The 16,924-nt window shown below is 69.4% G+C and carries 12 protein-coding genes; 8 read left to right on the top strand and 4 right to left on the bottom strand.

Features of this window, described 5'->3' with window-relative positions:
* Nucleotides 1-30 precede the first annotated feature (30 nt).
* The 5 genes from ACWC0C_RS05250 to sbnA are packed head-to-tail and all read left to right on the top strand — an operon-like array spanning nt 31 to nt 9,035.
* Entirely contained in the window at nt 31-2,616 is a 2,586-nt protein-coding gene (locus tag ACWC0C_RS05250) for a Pls/PosA family non-ribosomal peptide synthetase (RefSeq protein ID WP_450861750.1), read from the top strand.
* A 13-nt stretch (nt 2,617-2,629) separates the two neighbouring features.
* The gene (locus ACWC0C_RS05245) at nt 2,630-5,881 is read left to right on the top strand and encodes a non-ribosomal peptide synthetase (RefSeq protein ID WP_450861748.1); all 3,252 of its coding nucleotides are present in this window, start codon (nt 2,630-2,632) and stop codon (nt 5,879-5,881) included.
* 41 nt (nt 5,882-5,922) lie between these two features.
* Nucleotides 5,923-6,927 carry a TauD/TfdA family dioxygenase gene (locus tag ACWC0C_RS05240; RefSeq protein ID WP_450861747.1) on the top strand — a complete coding sequence of 335 codons (1,005 nt, stop codon included), beginning with the start codon at nt 5,923-5,925 and terminating at the stop codon, nt 6,925-6,927.
* Nucleotides 6,924-7,994, top strand: a complete 1,071-nt coding sequence (gene sbnB, locus ACWC0C_RS05235) for a 2,3-diaminopropionate biosynthesis protein SbnB (protein WP_450861746.1) — start codon at nt 6,924-6,926, stop codon at nt 7,992-7,994. The genes ACWC0C_RS05240 and sbnB overlap by 4 nt, the downstream gene beginning before the upstream one ends.
* A 36-nt stretch (nt 7,995-8,030) precedes the next feature.
* Entirely contained in the window at nt 8,031-9,035 is a 1,005-nt protein-coding gene (gene sbnA, locus ACWC0C_RS05230; RefSeq protein ID WP_450861745.1) for a 2,3-diaminopropionate biosynthesis protein SbnA, read from the top strand.
* Between the two features lie 70 nt (nt 9,036-9,105).
* On the opposite strand, the gene ACWC0C_RS05225 is transcribed toward sbnA, so the two are convergent.
* Entirely contained in the window at nt 9,106-11,256 is a 2,151-nt protein-coding gene (locus ACWC0C_RS05225) for an MMPL family transporter (RefSeq protein ID WP_450861743.1), read from the bottom strand.
* A gap of 202 nt (nt 11,257-11,458) precedes the next feature.
* On the opposite strand from ACWC0C_RS05225, the gene ACWC0C_RS05220 reads away from it, so the two are divergent.
* The gene (locus tag ACWC0C_RS05220) at nt 11,459-12,667 is read left to right on the top strand and encodes a sensor histidine kinase (protein WP_450861741.1); all 1,209 of its coding nucleotides are present in this window, start codon (nt 11,459-11,461) and stop codon (nt 12,665-12,667) included.
* Entirely contained in the window at nt 12,664-13,314 is a 651-nt protein-coding gene (locus ACWC0C_RS05215) for a response regulator (protein WP_449196927.1), read from the top strand. The genes ACWC0C_RS05220 and ACWC0C_RS05215 overlap by 4 nt, the downstream gene beginning before the upstream one ends.
* Nucleotides 13,315-13,427: 113 nt before the next feature.
* Here the strand turns inward: ACWC0C_RS05215 and dapA are convergent, their stop codons facing one another.
* On the bottom strand, nt 13,428-14,336 hold the full coding sequence (gene dapA / locus ACWC0C_RS05210; protein ID WP_450861740.1) for a 4-hydroxy-tetrahydrodipicolinate synthase: 909 nt from the start codon (nt 14,334-14,336) through the stop codon (nt 13,428-13,430).
* Between the two features lie 72 nt (nt 14,337-14,408).
* Between dapA and ACWC0C_RS05205 the strand changes: the two genes are divergently transcribed.
* Nucleotides 14,409-15,299 carry a LysR family transcriptional regulator gene (locus ACWC0C_RS05205; protein ID WP_450861739.1) on the top strand — a complete coding sequence of 297 codons (891 nt, stop codon included), beginning with the start codon at nt 14,409-14,411 and terminating at the stop codon, nt 15,297-15,299.
* A 91-nt stretch (nt 15,300-15,390) separates the two neighbouring features.
* Here ACWC0C_RS05205 and ACWC0C_RS05200 read toward each other — a convergent pair whose 3' ends face one another.
* Nucleotides 15,391-16,308, bottom strand: a complete 918-nt coding sequence (locus ACWC0C_RS05200; RefSeq protein ID WP_450861737.1) for an NADP-dependent oxidoreductase — start codon at nt 16,306-16,308, stop codon at nt 15,391-15,393.
* A 50-nt stretch (nt 16,309-16,358) separates the two neighbouring features.
* Complete coding sequence (locus tag ACWC0C_RS05195) at nt 16,359-16,658, bottom strand: endo alpha-1,4 polygalactosaminidase (RefSeq protein ID WP_450862258.1); 300 nt, start codon at nt 16,656-16,658, stop codon at nt 16,359-16,361.
* Nucleotides 16,659-16,924: the final 266 nt, after the last annotated feature.

The raw sequence follows: 16,924 nt of genomic DNA, 5'->3' as shown, positions 1-16,924 counted from the left end.
CAGGAACAACCACGTTCTCCAGGAGACCGCATGGTGGATCAGTCCTTCGAGGCCGTTTCGGAGCCGGGTGAACCTGCCGTCGCCCCGAGGGGCACCGACACCAGCAGGGTGGAGACCGAGCGGAAGCTCGCGCAGACACTGGCCGACCTCCTGGGCGCCGAGCGCGTTCCGGTCGACAGCGACTTCTTCGCCGACCTCGGCGCCAACTCCCTGGTCATGGCCCAATTCTGCGCGCGAATACGGAAGACAGGGGGTCTGCCGTCCCCGTCCATGAGGGACATCTACCAGTACCCCACGATCCAAAGCCTGGCGGCGGCTCTCGGGGAGGCCTCTCCCGCTCCTGTCGATCCGGCGGTCGCTTCGTCGGCGTCGGCGCCCATGCCGTCGTCGCCTTCGGAGCCGCGCGGGACCCGGTGGAACCATCTTCTCTGCGGAACGTTCCAGTTGCTGATCTTCCTGGGCTACTCCCTCGTCTCCGGATTCGTCGCCGCCGCGGGTTACGAGTGGATCGCCACCGGTTCTAACCTGGCCGTCGTCTACCTGCGGTCGTTGCTGTTCGGAGGCATCGGGTTCGTCGGGCTGTGCGCGTTCCCGGTCGTCGCGAAATGGCTTCTCATCGGCCGTTGGCGACCCGGCGAGTTCCCCGTCTGGAGCTTGACGTATCTACGCTTCTGGGTCGTCAAGGTGCTGCTTCACGCCAATCCGATGGTCTTCCTCACCGGGACGCCCCTGTACGTGCTGTATCTGCGGGCCCTCGGCGCGCGGATCGGCAGGGGGGTCACGATCCTCTCCCACTCCGTCCCGGTCTGCACGGACCTGCTGACGATCGGCGCGGGCACGGTCATCCGCAAGGACTCGTTCTTCCTCGGCTACCGGGCCCACGCGGGACACATCCAGACCGGCCGGATCACGCTCGGCCGCGATGTCTTCGTCGGCGAGAAGACCGTCCTGGACATCGACACGTCGATGGGTCACGGTGCCCAGCTCGGCCACGCGTCCGCGCTGCAGCGCGGCCAGGCGGTCCCGGACGGTCAGCACTGGCACGGATCTCCGGCGGAGCCCACGCAGGTCGACTACGTCAGGGTTGCTCCGGCCGGATGCGGCACCGCGCGCCGGGCCTGGTTCGGCCTCGGCACCCTGGTGCAGCTGTTCCTGCTGTACATCCCGCTGGTCACCGGGGGGGCGTACATGCTGTTCACCGAGGTACCGGCGATCGGCAAGCGGCTCGACCCGAAGACGGCCGCACTGTCCCGGTCGGAACTGCTCTCCGACGCGCTGGTGCTCTCCCTGGTGCTGTTCTTCGGGTGCGCCGCCCTGGGGCTGGTGGCCCTGTGCACCGTTCCGCGTCTGCTGGGTCTGGTCGTCAAGCCCGACAAGGTCTATCCGCTCTACGGATTCCACTACGCGCTGCATCGGGCCACGGCTCGCATGACGAACATCAGGTTCTTCGCCTGGCTCTTCGGTGACAGCTCCTACATCGTGCACTACCTCCGCGGACTCGGATACGACTTGTCACAGGTCGAGCAGACCGGGTCGAACTTCGGCACCGAAGTGCAGCACGAGACGCCGCTCCTGGTCTCCGTCGGCACCGGAACGATGGTCGCCGACGGACTCTCGATCATCAACGCCGACTTCTCCAGTACGTCCTTCCGGCTTTCCCGGGTGTCGATCGGGCCGCACAACTTCCTGGGCAACAACATCGCCTATCCGGCAGGCGGCAGGACGGGGGACGACTGCCTGCTCGCGACGAAGGTGATGATTCCCCTCGACGGCGAGGTCCGTGAAGGTGTGGGGCTCCTCGGCTCACCCTGCTTCGAGATCCCCCGCTCGGTGGACCGTGACGCACGGTTCGACCACCTCAGGACGGGCGACACACTCCGCCGCCGGCTCGCCGCGAAGAACCGCTACAACCTTCGCTCCATGCTGCTCATGCTGCTCGTGCGCTGGCTGCACACCTTCGCGCTCACCCTGTTCGCTCTCGCCTCCGTGGACCTGTACGGCGTGGTGGGACACGTGGTGATCGCCGGCTATCTGGCGCTCACGCTCGGTTTCTCCACCGTGTACTTCATCCTGGTGGAGCGCTGCATCACGTCGTTCCGCGCGCTACGCCCCCGGCTGTGCTCCATCTACGACCCGTACTTCTGGTGGCACGAGCGGCTGTGGAAGGTTCCGGACCACTTCCTCAACGTCTTCAACGGAACCCCTTTCAAGAGCCTGGTCTGGAGGCTGCTGGGCGTGCGCATCGGCAGCAGGGTCTTCGACGACGGCTGCTACCTGACCGAGCGGACGCTCGCCACCATCGGCGACGAGTGCACCCTCAACGCCGGCAGCAAGATCCAATGCCACTCGCAGGAGGACGGCACCTTCAAGTCCGACCGCACCACACTCGGCGCCGGCTGCACGCTGGGCGTCGGCGCCCATGTGCACTACGGCGTGACCATGGGCGACGGCTCGGTGCTGGCACCCGATTCCTTCCTCATGAAGGGCGAGGAAGTCCCCCCGAACGCCGAGTGGGGCGGCAATCCCGCGGTCGACATGACGCAGAGCGGGAGCCGGTCCATCGGAACCGGCCGGACAACGTCACCAGCCAACGCCACTGCGGCGACCGTGAGTTGAGGAAGGCCATCGGATGGGAACACGAGTGGAACCGGACCGGGAGTTCTGGAGCCGGGTACTGACGGCCGGCGGTGTCACCACGGTGCCACGGTGGGTTCGAGAGCCGGTTCCCGGAGCGGCCGAGCACGAGATGCCGGTGCCGGACGACGTGACAGAGGCGGTGCGTGAACTGGTCCGGCACCGGGGAGCGCCGGTCAGCGCGCTGATGCTGGCCGCACACCTCAAGGTATTGGCCGTGCTGTCCGGCGAACCCGAGGTGGTCACGGGGTACACCACCGGTGTACGCGGCGAGCCGCTGCCGTGCCGGTCGGCCGTTCCCGCGGGGTCCTGGCAGGCCCTGCTGGCGGCCGCCCAGCACGCCGAGGCGGAGGTGCTGGAGCACCGGGAGTTCCCGGTGGAGAAGCTACGGCGGGAACTCGGACTGACGGAGCCGCCGTACGACGTCGTGTTCGGTCCCATCGGAGCCGACGAGACCCACGCCGACGACGGGGTCCTGCACGTGCGCTGGTCCGACCGGGGCGGACATCCGACCCTGCGCCTGCGGTACCGCACGGACGTGCTGGACGCCGCGGCGGCGGCGCGTATCGGCGGCTACCACCTGACGGCGCTGCGGCTCATGACGGCGGATCCGGACGCCGACCACACGCGGCAGAGCCTGCTGTCGGCCGACGAGGTACAGGAGCAGCTGGAAGGTCTGGCAGGGCCCCGCCGACCGCTGCCCGACGCGCGGGCACACGAACTGTTCGAGCAGCGGGTGCGGGCGCATCCACAGGCCGTGGCGGTCGTACACGGCGAGCACGAGTGGACGTACGGCGAGCTCGACCAGCGCGCGAACAGGCTGGCGCGAGCGCTGCTGGCGAGGGGCCTGGGCCGGGAAGACGTGGTCGCCGTCGTCACCGAGCGCAACCTCGACTGGCCGGCAGCGGTGCTGGCGGTGTTCAAGGCGGGCGGCGCGTACCTGCCGATCGAGCCGCACTTTCCGGCCGCCCGGATCGCGGCGACACTGTCGCGAGCGGGGTGCCGACTGGTCCTCACCGAATCCGGCAGCACCCACACCCTCGACCAGGCGCTGGCCACCCTGCCGGGAGTCGAGAAGCTGCTGGTCGACACGGCGTGCGCCGAACCGCACGCCGACGACGACCCCGGTGTTCAGGTCGACCCCGGCCAACTCGCGTACGTCTACTTCACGTCCGGCTCCACCGGCGAGCCGAAGGGGGCGATGTGCGAGCACGCGGGCATGCTCAACCATCTCCTTGCCAAGATCGACGACCTGGCGATCGGCGAGGGCTGCGTGGTGGCGCAGACCGCCCCGCAGTGCTTCGACATCTCCCTGTGGCAGCTCTTGGCCCCGCTGCTGGTCGGCGGGCGGACCCTGCTGGTCGAGCAGGACGCGATCACGGACGTGGAGCGGTTCGTCGACACACTGGAGCGCGGCCGGGTCGGCGTGGCGCAGGTCGTGCCGTCCTATCTGGAGGTCGTGGTCGCATATCTGGAGCAGCACCCGCGTACGCTGCCGGACCTGCGATGCGTGTCGGTGACCGGCGAGGCGCTGAAACGGGAACTGGCCCAGCGCTGGTTCGCGGTCCAGCCGGGCATCGGACTGCTGAACGCCTACGGGCTGACGGAGACGTCGGACGACACCAACCACGAGCTCCTTCACGGGGTGCCCGAACGGGTGCTGCTCGGGCGGCCGGTCAACAACGTGCGCGTCTACGTCGTCGACGAGCAGCTCTCGTTGGTCCCGCTCGGCGCCCCGGGGCTGATCGCGTTCTCCGGCGTCTGCGTGGGCCGGGGGTACGTCAATGATCCCGAGCGGACCCGGGAGTCGTACCGGACGGACCCCTACCGGCCAGGTGAACGGCTCTACCTGGGAGGGGACTGGGGGCGCTGGCACCCCGGGGGCAAGCTGGAGTTCCTCGGCCGCAGGGACAGCCAGGTCAAGATCCGCGGCTTCCGGATCGAGATCGGCGAGATCGAGAACTGCCTGCTGCGGGTGGACGGAGTACGGGACGGCGCGGTCGTCGTCGCCGAGCGGTCCGGCGGCGGCAAGCAGCTGATCGCCTTCTACTCCGGCAGGCAGCAACAGCCGGAGGCACTGCGCGAGGCCCTCGGCACGGCGCTGCCCGCCTATATGGTCCCGTCGGCCTTCCACTGGCAGGACAGCCTTCCGCTGACCGCCAACGGCAAGATCGACCGAAAGGCCCTGACCGGACTGGCCGAAGCGTCGGCGCCGGACAGGGTGGCGGGGGACGAGGCCGGCCCGCTCAGCCCGTCCGAGCGGAGGCTGGCCGCGGCCTGGGCCGAACTGCTGGGGGTGCCCGAGGCGCAGATCTGCCGCACGGACCACTTCTTCGATTCCGGGGGCACCTCCCTGACCGCGGTCAGACTCACCCTCGCGCTCGACCGCGTGGTGTCCCTGAAGGACATCACCCGGCACCCGGTGCTCGCCGACCTGGCCGCCCTCATCGACGGCACGGCCCGGCAGCGCCCGGAGCTGCTGCTGCCCCTGTCGGGCGGCGGCGGAGCGCCGGAGTGCGCGTTGGTGTGCTTCCCCTACGCAGGCGGCAACGCGGTCAACTACCAGCCGATGGCGAGCGCGTTGGCGGGCAGCGCGGTGACGGTCCTCGCCGTGGACCTCCCCGGTCACAACCTGGCCGCACACCCCGAGCCGTTCGCGTCGATCGAGCAGGTGGCCGAGCAGGTCGCCGCCGAGATCACGGCGCGCGGCCTGACCCGGGTCATGCTGTGGGGCCATTCCTCGGGCGCCGCGCCGGCCATGGAGACGGCCAGGAGACTCCTGCGGCGAGGCGTGCGCGTGACGCGGGTGTTCCTCGGCGCGCACCTGCTCGGTACGGCCACCGACCGGCACAAGGCCATCGGCGAACTCGACAGCCGCAGCGACGCCGAGATCGCGGCGCGGCTGACCGCGGACGCCGGCTACACGGAACTGGCGGAGCTGAACGAGCGGCACGCCGAACACATCGGTGCGGCCTACCGGCACGACTGTCTCGGTGCACACCGCTACTTCCGCGAGGCCCTCGAAGCACCGCCGCAGGTGAGGCTGTCCGCGCCGGTCACGGCGGTCGTCGCGGCCGACGACCCGCACACCGCCGGCTACGCCGACCACCACATGGACTGGCTGCTCCTGGCCGAACACGTCGACCTGCACGTGCTCGCCGACGGCGGCCACTACTTCCTTCGTACGCGTCCGGCCGAGGCGGCACAGGCCGTCCTGAGCGCCGTCGTACCACTTGCCTCCTCCTGAGACCCGTCGCAATCCGGGCGGTATACCGAAAGGAATCCGAATTGCCGTTCTCATCCCTGGCATCAGCGCTCGATGTGGAGCTGCGACCGGACAGACCGGCGCTGCTGCACGTCGATCCCCTCGACGACGCCGCCAGCTGGGCGGCCGAGTACCGCGAGGCGCTGCGCGCGCAGGTCACCGAGCACGGGGCGCTGGTCGTCCGTGGGCTCGGGCTGCGGAACACCGACCAGGTCGGCGCCGTCTTCGCACGTCTGGCCGACGCTCTGATGACGGAGAAGGAGGCCTTCGCCCCCCGTCGGACCCACGGCCCCGGCCTGTACGTGTCCACGACCTGGCCCGCCAACCAGCCGATGTGCATGCACCACGAGCTGAGTTACCCCCTTGAGGTGCCCGGCCTGATGCTGTTCGCCTGCCTGACCGCGCCCGAGCAGGGCGGGGCGACGGCGGTGGCCGATGCCGAAGCGGTGCTGCGGGCACTGCCCACCGGGCTCACCGAACGGTTCGAGCGCGAGGGCTGGGTGCTGACGCGTACCTACAACGGCGAGATCGGGGCGAGCCTGGTGGAGTCGTTCGGCACCGGCGACCGCGCCGAGATCGAGCGCTACTGCCGGGCCAACGCCATCGACTTCACCTGGCAGTCCGACGGGACACTGCGCACCGAGCAGCGCCGCAGCGCCGTCGTCCGGCACCCGCTCACGGGCCGGCGCTGCTGGTTCAACCAGATCGCCTTCCTCAACGAGTGGACGCTGGCCCCGGAGGTGCGCGAGTACCTGGTGGATGTCTACGGCGAGGACGGACTGCCCTTCAACACCCGCTACGGCGACGGCAGCCCGATCGGCGCGGACGTCGTCGAGCTGATCAACTCCACCTACGAGGAGCACACCCGACGCGAACCCTGGCACGCCGGTGACCTGCTGCTCGTGGACAACATCCGCACCGCGCACAGCAGAGAGGCCTTCGTCGGAGAGCGGCAGGTGCTGGTCGGCATGGCCGAACCCCTCCGGCCGACCGACGACTGCCCGGCTTCGGAGGTGAGCGAGCGATGACCGACGTACTGCCGACCGCCACCCAACCGGCCACGCCCGAACGGGCTTCCGTGCCGACGTTCGCGGTGATCAGCGGTGAACAGGTGCAGCGAGCACTGAGCGGGCGAGAGAAGCAGCTCGTGGAACTGGTCGAGGCCGCCTACCGGCTGCACGACGCCGGAGACACGGTCAATCCGCCGTCGTACTTCCTGCGCTTCCCCGACCGTCCCACGGCACGGATCATCGCACTGCCGGCCTCCATCGGGGGGTCGGTCCACGTGGACGGTCTGAAGTGGATCTCCAGTTTTCCCGAGAACGTGAGTGCCGGGCTGCCGCGCGCCTCTGCGGTGCTCATCCTCAACGACCACGACACGGGCTACCCGATCGCCTGCCTGGAGAGCTCGATCATCAGCGCCACCAGGACCGCGGCGTCCGCGGCACTGGCGGCCGACTGGCTCAGCCGTGGCCGTCCCCGCCCCGCCCGTGTCGGATTCTTCGGCACAGGACTGATCGCCCGCTACATCCACACCTTCCTCAGCGGCACCGGCTGGAGCTTCGAGGCGGTCGGTGTGCACGATGTGTCCGCCGACAGCGCCACCGGCTTCCGCGGCTATCTGAGGCAGGCCGGCACCACCGCACCGATCACCGTCCACGACAGCGCCGAAGACCTCGTCCGCGCCAGCGACCTCGTGGTCTTCGCCACCATCGCCGGACGTCCACACGTCACCGACCCGGCCTGGTTCAGCCACAACCCCCTGGTCCTGCATGTGTCCCTGCGCGACCTCGCCCCCGAGGTCCTGCTCGGCTCGGCCAACTTCGTCGACGACGTTGAGCACTGCCTGAAAGCCGAGACGTCGCCCCATCTGGTGGAACAGCTCACCGGCAACCGCGACTTCCTGAACGGAACGCTCAGCGACGTCATGGCCGGGCGCGCCGCACCGCCGGCCGACCGGCCGGTGGTCTTCTCTCCGTTCGGGCTCGGCGTCCTCGACCTGGCCGTCGGCAAGTACGTCTACGACGAAGTGTCCCGGGAGGGGAACCTCCGTCGCATCGATGACTTCTTCCACGAACTTCGCCGCTACGGCTGAGGCTGTCGTCCTCGGCCTGGCACCAGGAGGCCTATCGTGCCTGTCGTCTCGGCTCCGTACGACTTCAACCAGGGCGATCTCTTCGTCGATCTGGAGTCGATCTGCGGATACCCGCTCCATCTGAAGTGCGAGGCGTTCAACTTCGCCGGCTCCATCAAGCTGAAGGCCGCGAAGGAGATGGTGGAGAGCGCCGAACGTGACGGAATCCTGGCACCGGATTCCATCCTCGTCGAGTCGTCCTCCGGGAACCTGGGCGTCGCGCTCAGCATGATCGCCGCGAGCAAGGGCTACCGGTTCCTGTGTGTGACGGACTCCCGGTGCAACCTCTCGACCAGACTGCTCATGGAGGCGGTCGGCAGCGAGGTGCACATCGTTGCCGACCAGGACTCCAACAGCGGATTCCTGGGCACGCGAATCGAGTACGTCCGTGCGCTGTGCGCCTCTGACGACCGGTACGTCTGGCTCAATCAGTACACCAATGAGGGCAACTGGTGGGCGCACTACCGCGCCACGGGCCCGGAGATCGCCCACCAGTTCCCGGAACTGGACGTCCTCTTCGTCGGGGCGGGCACCACCGGGACCCTGATGGGCTGTGCGCGCTACTTCCGGCAGTGGCACCGGCCCGTGCGGATCGTCGCCGTGGACAGCGTGGGTTCCGTGGCCTTCGGCGGCGAGCCGGGCCGGCGGATGATTCCGGGCCTCGGAATGAGCATGCGCCCGCCGCTGCTCGACGAGTCCTATGTGGACGAGGTGATCAGGGTGGAGGAGACCGACACCATCCGGATGTGCCGGCGCATGGCCAGACGCGGCTTCCTGTTCGGTGGCTCCACCGGAACGGTGGTCAGCGCGGCGACGGACTGGCTTGCGCGACATGACGGGCGCGCCGTCACCGCGGTGGCCATAGCGCCGGACCTCGGCGAGCGCTACCTCGACACCGTCTACCAGACCAACTGGCTGCAGGACTTGTACGGCGATCAGATACTCGACGCCGAGGACGCCGCGGGCACCGCACACGCGGACACCCTGTCCCGGGAGGCCTAGGCCCTGTCGTTTGGATCAGGCCGGCTGTAGGTCACGGCGCCTTCCAACCGGCGAAACCGGTCGAGCGCGTTCAGGCCTGTGACGATGCCGTCGGCAGGATCCGTCGTCGGATGCGGCGCAGCGGCGCCGGGGCCCACCAGGCCCAGTGGCCGAGCAGCTTCATGGTGGCTGGGACGAGTATGGCCCGGACCAGGGTGGCGTCCACGACGACGGCGATGACCAGGCTGACGCCGATCATCTGCATGAAGGCGATCGAGGAGGTGAGGAAGCCGCACACGACAACGACCAGGAGCAGGGCCGCACTCGTGATGATCTTTCCGGTCCGCTGAAGGCCGAGCGCGATGGACTCGGCCGCGCCGGCGCCGTGGTCGTGTGCTTCCTTGATCCTGGAGAGCAGGAAGACCTCGTAGTCCATCGCCAGCCCGAACGCGATCGCGACGATCAGCACGGGGAAGTTGGCGTCGATCGCGCCGATCGGAGTGAAGCCGAGCGGTCCGCTCAGGTGCCCGTCCTGGAAGATCAGTTTGATCGCGCCGAACGCCGCCGAGAGCGACAGCAGGTTCAGCACAACGGATTTGAGCGGGATGGTGACCGATCCGAAGGCGAGGAAGAGCACCAGCGAGGAGACCACGGCGACGAACAACGCCATCCACGGCACCCGGGAACCGATCATGTCGACGATATCGGCCCGGGAGAACGGCATGCCGGTGAACAGCACGCTCGCCCCGGCCGGTGTCGGCTGCTCGCGCAACCGGTCGACCATGGTGCGGGCGTCGCGGGACATCGGGTCCATCGAGTAGTAGGCGGTGATCCGGGCCAGGTTGCCGTTGGTTCCGGTGACCGTGGCGCCGTTCACGCCGGGCACGGCATCCAGCCTGGCCGCGTAGTGGGCGAGTGGTCCGGAGGCATCGGCTGCCCGGGTGGACAGGGTGACCACGGCCGTGACGGTCCTGGTCGGGTCTTGCCGGAAATCGGTGGCGAGCTGCCGGCTGACGATCCGGGCGTCGGCACCGGCCGGCAATACCCACTCGGCGGGGCGAGCCCAGTTGGCTCCCAGGAACGGCAGGCCGACTCCGACCAGCAGTGCCATCACGGCGAGGGTGGTCGCCAGCGGACGGCGCATCACCAGCTCGGCCGTCCGGTACCAGCGGCCGGTGTGCTCAGGACGTGGGGACGAGGCTCGGCGGCCCCACGGCATCGGCACTCGCCAGGAGTTGATGTGGTGTCCGGCCACCCGCAGCAGCGCGGGCAGCAGGGTGAGCGAGCCGATCACCGCGAAGGCGACCACGGAGACGGCCGCGTAGCCCATGGAGCTCAGGAAGCGGGACGGGAAGAGCGTCAGGCTCGCGAAGGAGATGGCGACGGCCAGACCGGAGAAGGCGACCGTGCGGCCGGCGGTCGCGCAGGTCCGTTCGACGGCCAGGTCCACAGCCATGCCCGCGGCCAGCTCCTCGCGGAACCGGTTCACCATGAACAGGGCGTAGTCGATGGCGAGACCGAGCCCCAGGATGGTGATCACGTTGATCACGCTGCTGGAGATGTCGACGAAGAAGGTCAGGGTGCGCAGCACCGCGAAGGAGCCGAGCGCCACCATCGCGCCGACTGCCAGCGGGAGCGCGGCCGCGACGACACTGCGGAAGATCAGCACGAGCAGCACCAGCAGCAGCGGCACCGACAGCAGCTCGGCGCGTCCGATGTCCTTGCCGGTCAACGCGTTGACCTGCTCGGTCATCGCGGTGACACCTCCGAGGGCGACCTCGACGCCGGGGACGTCGAACCGGTCCTCGATGCCGTGAAGCGCCTTGACGCGCTCCTGGTCATCGGCCGACTTGAACCGCAGGGCCACGTACGTGGCGTGAGCGTCCTTGCTGAGGAAGTCCGGGTTCCCGCCAGTCGACCAGTAGGTCTCCACCCCGTCGAGGGCGTCCCGCGGCACGGCAGCCACAGCGGCCTGGATCGGCCGGGCCACGGCCGGGTCGGTGACCGGCCGGTCAGCGCTGCGGTAGAGCACCACGGCGTCGACATTGTGGCGGCCGAGCGGGCCCGCGAGCACCCGGTCCGCCTGGACGGACTGGCTGCCCGGGTCGTCGAACCCGGCTCCGCCGGTCATGGCCCGGAACACCGTGGTGCCCCAGCCGCCCGCCAGCAGGGTGAACAGGACCGCACCGACGATGACCCACCGTCGTCGTGCGGCGGCGAGTCTTCCAAGTGAGGCGAGCACGTGGGGCGCTCCTTCGAGTGTGAGGCACAGAGCCTGGGCGATTCGGATCACCGACCACCCTTCCGGCCTCGTGCGTCCGTCACCTCGGGCGATCGGTCCGACCCTCCGGCCTGATGGACGAGAGCGGTGGCCGGAAGGAGGAGGTGGCGTCTCCGCCCGCAGGAGGATCGGATGGCCGCGTGATCGCCGTAGAGTCTCAGGCGTGCTGCGGGAATCGACGCGATCTCTTGTCGGCCGCCGGTTCGGGCCGATGCGGCTGGCGCTGCTGTGCTTCGGCCTCGGCTACCTGCTGCTCCTGCGCCGACCGGCCGACCTCGACGCGGTGGAGTGGTGCACCGGCCTCGGGGTACTGGCACTGGCGGCGCTCGGCGGAACCCGCCCGCTCGCGGTGGCACTCGCCCAGGCCGGGATGCTGGCGCTGGCCGAACTGTCCGCACCCGACGTGCTGGTCGAGGCCAAGGTAGGGGCCGCCGCCGCCCTGTTCGAGCTGGCGGTACGGAGCCCGGGCCGATCCACCCAGGTGGCCGCGGCCGCCGTGCTGGCCGCCCAACTCGTCTCCGCAGGGCCGACCGTGCCGGGCCTGGGCTCGGCGCTTTACCGTGCTGCGGTGATCGTCGGCGCACCCGTGCTGCTGGCCGGCTACATCCGCTCGACCGAACAGGCTGCCCAGGCAGCTCAGGAGCGGGCCCGTGAGGCTGAGCGTACCCGTGACCTCGCCGAGTGGGGCGCCCGTATGGGCGAACGAGCCGCGGTCGCCCGGGAGTTGCACGACATGGTGGCCCACCACCTGGCCTCCACCGTGCTGCGGGTCGGCGTCGCACGGCACGTACTGCCACAGACCGACCAGCGGCTCACCGAGGTGCTGGACGACGTGCACGCCGGCGCCACCACCGCTCTCACCGACCTGAGGCGGCTGCTGACCGCGCTGCGCGACCCCGCCGCCGATCACCTGGCACCGCTCCTCGCGGAAACCACCGACCTGCCGGCAGCCGTACGGGACGTGGTCGACCGGTCACGGCAGACCGGCCTGGCCATCGAGGCACGGATCGGCGCGGAGATCGCCGAACTGGATGCCATCCGCGGCCTGACCGTGCTCCGGCTGGTCCAGGAGGGGTTGGCGAACGTGGCCAAGCACGCAGGGCCGCACGCAGAGGTCAGGCTCCACGTGGCGCTGGAGGACGGCACCTTGCACCTGGACCTGCACAACTCCCTGCCCGGACCGGGCGAGGTCGACCACCCCGCCATACCCGCACCGAACGGCACCGGACACGGCCTGCTCGGCATGCGAGAACGCGTCGCCCTGGCAGGTGGAACGATCGACTCCGGGAGGATAGCCGATGGCTGGCGCCTCACAGCCAGCCTTCCCTCCGCGCCGGCGCGCTCGGCCCTACGGGAAGGGAGCCCGAGATGATCAGGGTGCTGATAGCCGACGACCAGCAATTGGTGCGCTCCAGCGTGCGCATGCTCTGCGAATCCACCTCCGACATCACCGTGGCCGGAGAGGCCGTGAACGGCGCGGAAGCGCTGCGGCTGGCCGAACGCCTGCACCCGGACGTCGTGCTGATGGACCTGCACATGCCGGGCATGGACGGCACCACGGCCACCCGCCGGATCACGGTGTCCCGGCCCGAGACCAAAGTCGTGGTGCTCACTACCTTCGACGACGACGAAAGCCTCTACCCCGCACTCGACGCGGGCGCCTGCGGCTTCCTGGCCAAGGACGTCTCGCCGGCCTCGGTGCTGGACGCCATCCGCCGCGCGAAGGCCGGCGAAAGCCCGTACAGCCCGGATGTGCTGCGCAGGGTGGTCGACAGGGCCTCCTCGGCCTGGAGCGGCGACAGCGAGCGACGCACGCCCACAACGCACTTCACCGCACGCGAGCGAGAGGTCCTGCGTCTGGTGGCGGCCGGCCTGTCCAACACGGAGATCGCCGGGCTGATGCACATCGGGGTGACCACCGTGAAGACCCACGTCTCCAACCTGATGGCCAAGACCGACAGCCCCAATCGGGTACGCCTCGCCGTACTCGCCCTCCGCCAGGGCCTGGCAGAGGGCTGAGGCATTAGGCCCGACGTCACCCTCGGCCCCCTCGCGGTGAAGACCTGGGAAGCGGCGCCCGAGCTGACGGCGTGGTCCGCGGTCTGCGCGTCCGGCGCCTGGTGCAGGTTCGATCAGGCAGGCGCGGCGGTGGTGGCCAGGGCATCCGTGAGCCGCTGGAGGTGTGGCGTCTGCGATTCGAGGAGCGGAAGGCGCACTGTCGCGTGCGGGATGATCCCGAGCTGGGCCAGCGCGGCCTTAGCCATGATGGCTCCTTGTGAGGTGCGCATGACGGCGTCCGTCAAGGGGAGCAGCGACACCTGGATAGCCTTCGCCGAATCGAGGTCGCCCCGGCGGACCGCCCGGATGAGTTCGGCGTTGCGGTCGGCGACGACATTGCCCACGACGCTGACCACGCCGGTGGCACCACACGCGAGGTAGGGCAGGTTGAGCTCATCTATTCCGCAGTAGTAGGCCAGTGACGTGCGATCCATGACGGACATCGCCTCGAACAGGTCGCCCTTGGCGTCCTTGACGGCCCGGATCCGGGGGTGGCCGGAGAGTTCGATCAGTGTGGCGGCTTCCATGGCGATGCCGGTGCGCGCCGGGACGTCGTAGAGCATCACGGGCAGTTCGGTGGCGTCGGCCACTGCCACACAATGGGCCACCACGCCGGCCTGAGTCGGCCTGGAGTAGTAGGGGCAGACCAGCAGCAGGGCGTCTGCCCCGGCTGCCTCGGCTTCGCGGGCACGCTGCACGGCTTCGGCCGTGTTGTAGGTGCCGACACCTGCGATCACCCGCGCCTGTCTCTGCGACAGGGCCACCACGGTGCGGACGAGCCGGGCCGACTCGGCTTCGGTCAACGTGGGCGACTCGCCGGTGGTACCACCGACGACGATGCCCTCGCACCCTGTGTTCAGCAGGTGGCCGACGAGGTTGGCAAGTCCTGGTTCGCTGATCGTGCCGTCGGGCTGCATCGGGGTCGCCATGGCGACGAGGTTGGAGCCGAAGAGACGGTCGGCGGTGTGCTGTTGGTCGGTCATGGTCCGATCGTGCCCCGAGCAATACCTCTGGTCTACCGATGCTTTTTTACCTGTACTGCGTAATCTGGCTTCATGATTGATGTCGGAGCCCTGCGGGCGTTGCGGTCGGTGGCCACCCTCGGGACGCTGGCGCGGGCGGCCGAGGACCTCGGTTTCACGTCATCGGCTGTGTCACAACAGATCAAGAGACTGGAACGACAGGTCGGCGTGCCCCTCCTCGCACCCGCAGGACGAGGGGTCGTGCTCACCCTGGCCGGGCGGGCCATCGTCGACTCGGCACCCGACGTGTTCCAAGCGCTGGAGCGTTGCGCCGAGTCGGCCCGATCCGTGGCGGAGGATGCGCCGCGCGGGATACTCCGCGTGGTGTCCTTCTCGACAGGTATCCGCGGGCTGCTCGCGCCCATCATGGAGCGAGTGTCGACGCGCTGCCCGGACCTTCGTGTGCACATCACCGAGCAGGAGCCGGACCAAGCCCTCCACAGCGTCGAGGGCGGCGCAGCCGACCTCGCCCTCCTCCACGACGCCGACGGGCTGCCCGTGCACCTGCCGTCGTCACTGACTCAGCGCCACATCCACACCGACGTCGGCGACATCGTCATGCATCAAACGCATCCACTCGCACGACTCGACCCGCCACTGAAAGGTGGTGACCTGGCCGGCCACGCATGGGCGACGAGTCCGCCCCACACCGTGTGCCACCAGTGGTTCCGACGGCTCGTAGCAGATCTGCCCGAAGCCCCCGACGTGCGCCACCTGATCGACGACTTCTCCACCCAGCTGGCACTGGTCGCCTCCGGCGAAGTCATCGCCCTGATTCCTCGCCTTGCCCGCCCACCCCTGAGGGAAGGACTCGTCGTCCGGCCACTGCTGCGGCCACCCAAGCGTGAGGTGTACGCGGCATGGCGGCACAGCGCCCATGCCAGCCCAGCGATCCACGCCGTGCTGGTGGAGCTTCAGAAGTAGGAGAACGCTGTATCTCGCAGGGCGTTCTCCGACCCTTAGCCTGCTTTCGGCCCGGTCCAATCGCAGGCACTACTACTTTCCGCAGCCGTGGCTAGGGCCGGAGCACGATCTTGCCGTGGGTGTGCTGCTGTTCCAGCTCGCGGAAGGCGTCTCGCACCTGTTCCAGCGGGTAGGTACGGGCGATCGGCACCTCCAGCCGGCCGCGCGCGGCAAGCCGGGCCAGCTCGCCGAGTACGACCGCGCACGCCGCCGCGCCCTCTCCGTAGGTTCGCGCGCCGACCTTGGCCGCGGCCTGCCAGTCGCGGATCGTGTCGATTCGCTCGGGCCGCACGCCCAGCTCCACTGCCAGTGCCACGTAGCCGTCGCCGTAGGTGTCGATGAACGCGTCGACCCTGCCGCCGGACGCCTGGCGGATCCGCTCGGCCACACCTGGCCCGTACTCGACCGGGAGGACGCCGTGATCCTTCAACCAGGCGTGGTTCCGCTCGCTCGCCAGTCCGATCACCGTGGCGCCGCGCCGCCGCGCGAGCTGTACGGCAAGCGACCCGACGCCGCCCGCCGCACCGGAGACGACGACCGTGTCGTCCGGACCGGGGTCCACCGCGAACACGGTGGCGTAGGCGGTCGTGCCGGCCACGTACAGCGCCCCGGCCACGTCCCAGGCCAACCCCGCCGGACGGGAGACCAGATTCACGTCGTCGACCACGACGAACTGCGCGTGGCTGGCCCGCCTGTGGGTGAAGCCCAGAACCTCATCGCCCACCGCGAAGCCCCGCACGTGCGGGCCGGTCTCCACCACGACGCCGGCCAGGTCGCTGCCCTGCCCGGAGGGAAACGCCGCCGGCCAGCGTTCGTGCAGCGCGCCCGTGCGGATGTGCGCCTCGCCGGGCTGGATCCCGGCCGCGCGGACCTCGACCAGCACCTGCCCAGGACCGGGCACCGGCCGCTCCACCTCCTCCACCCGCAGCACATCGATCCCGCCGTACTCGTGAAACCGCACCGCCTGCATCGCGTGATCACCGCACTTCCTCGTCCGGACAAGGCCACCGTGTTCAAAGATCAAGCGCGGATCCGTATTCCCCACAGCATCACCGGCGGCGATGCCTCGTCCGGATCGATGGCCTTGCAGCCCTTGGCCGCGCATGCGTCGATCCAGGCGTTCACCTTCCGCGCGATCCACTTGCGCTCGGCGTCGGCGTGAACGTCCAGCATCTCCTCCCCCTCCGCGCCCGGTTGAGCCCGGAAGGCGTTGACGTAGCAGATGTTGCACAGCCCCGGCGCAGGCGCCGCCGCCCCGGCCGGCGGGATATGGGGACCGCCGAGCTGACAGTCGAAGCCCGCGTGCCCAGGCGGAAGCATCACCTTGGACGATCCCTTGGCCGCATTTCCCGACGCCGCGGAAGGTGGCGGTGCGTGCGGTGTGTGTACGGGCACGTGGGATTTCCTTGGGACGGAGCGGGCAGAGTTTCGAAGCGCTTCGATGCTCGCCAGGCGCAAGGGGAGTGTCAAGAGATCAACGTCGATGCCTTACGACCTCGTGCACGGTTGGCCGTGGCTCGGCGCCCGGGTTACTCGTTGAACTGGGCATGATGGGGGTTGGGGCACGCGAGTTGATCGTGGCGGAG

It is taken from the genome of Streptomyces sp. NPDC001709, assembly GCF_053596375.1.
Note: the sequence above shows the minus strand (reverse complement) of the source record. Positions and strands in the feature narration are given on the sequence as shown.